Here is a 1,387-nt window from a genome sequence, read left to right on the forward strand (position 1 = left end):
GTTGATGTTCATGTGAAGCGGCTGAGAGATCGTTTTTCAAAACGAACAGATGATTTTCAAATTACAACAGTACGTGGACTCGGTTATAAGTTGGAGTTGAAATAAGATGAAATCATTGTATTCTAGATTTGTTTTTATGACGGTCGGGATTATGCTACTTAGTAGTATAATTGGCTTTTTATTAACGAATGTATATTATCAAGTGAAGTTAAAACCGTACAATAGTGAAAAGATTTTAATGTATGCTGAGGAAGTAAAATCATTATATGAAAAGCAAAGTGAAGAGAATAAAGAGGCATACTTACAGTCTATTGCGAAATTAGGATATGAAATTTATATTGTAGATGACGAAAATCATGGAAAGCGTATTGGGAATGCGTTTCGTAAGATAACAATTAGTGATGATACAGTTCATAAAGTATTGCAAGGTGAAACGTTTAATGGCGTTTCTACATATCCAACCCGCTTGTTCATTACAGGGTTTTTCGATAATGAATTAATTAATAGTGTCGGTGTCCCATTAAAACACGGTGATAAACAGTACGCTTTATTCATCCGTCCTGACATTCAGCAACAATTTGGTGAGATGAGAATTTTTCTAGCGGTATTACTTAGTTTCATCGTTGTATTAAGTATCATTTTTATAGCGATTGCAGCAGGTTATATCGTTCGTCCAATTCGAACATTTACGAAAGCGACTCAAAAGATTGCAAGTGGTGAATATGATATCGAATTAGATGAAAACCGAAAAGATGAAATTGGTACACTGGCAACTAATTTTCAAAAGATGACGAAAAGTATTAAAGAATTAGATCAAATGAGACAAGAGTTCGTTTCTAACGTTTCGCATGAATTTCAATCGCCACTTTCTTCTATACAAGGTTTTTCGAAAACATTACAATCGGAGAATATGGGTGAAGAGGAAAGAAAACGTTACTTGAAAATTATTGAGGGCGAAAGTAAGCGGATGTCTAGTTTATGTAAACAGTTACTTACGCTCGCTTCATTAGATAAAGAAGAGAAAGTTCTACAAATTAAAGAGTTTCACTTACAAAAGCAAATTAAAGACGTCATTTTTATGCTCGAATGGAAATGGCGTGAAAAAGATATCGCCGTCGAATTTGATGTGCCGGACATCGTCATAAAAGGTGATGAAAACTTACTTCATCAAGTATGGAGTAATATTTTTACGAATAGCATTAAGTTTTCAAACGATGGTGGGACCGTTGAATTTGCTGTAGAAGAATTAGAGTCTAGCGTTATGATCTCTATATCAGACAGCGGAATCGGCATGGAAAAAGAAGAAATGGATCGTATATTTGATCGCTTTTACAAAGTGGATACAGCAAGGGCAAGAAACGTAGAAGGTAGCGGTTTAGGGTTATCG

At 34.7% G+C, this 1,387-nt stretch carries 2 protein-coding genes; both read left to right on the forward strand.

What is annotated here, in order from left to right; all coding sequences use genetic code 11:
- The coding region (locus tag AC1DTM_RS26585; RefSeq protein ID WP_477001294.1) for a helix-turn-helix domain-containing protein at positions 1-105 on the forward strand (105 nt) is incomplete at its 5' end.
- Between the two features lies 1 nt (position 106).
- Positions 107-1,387 (forward strand): sensor histidine kinase (locus tag AC1DTM_RS26590; protein WP_477001293.1); only part of this gene is annotated, 1,281 nt, incomplete at its 3' end.

The sequence above is a fragment of the Bacillus sp. P4_D3 genome, from assembly GCF_056401855.1.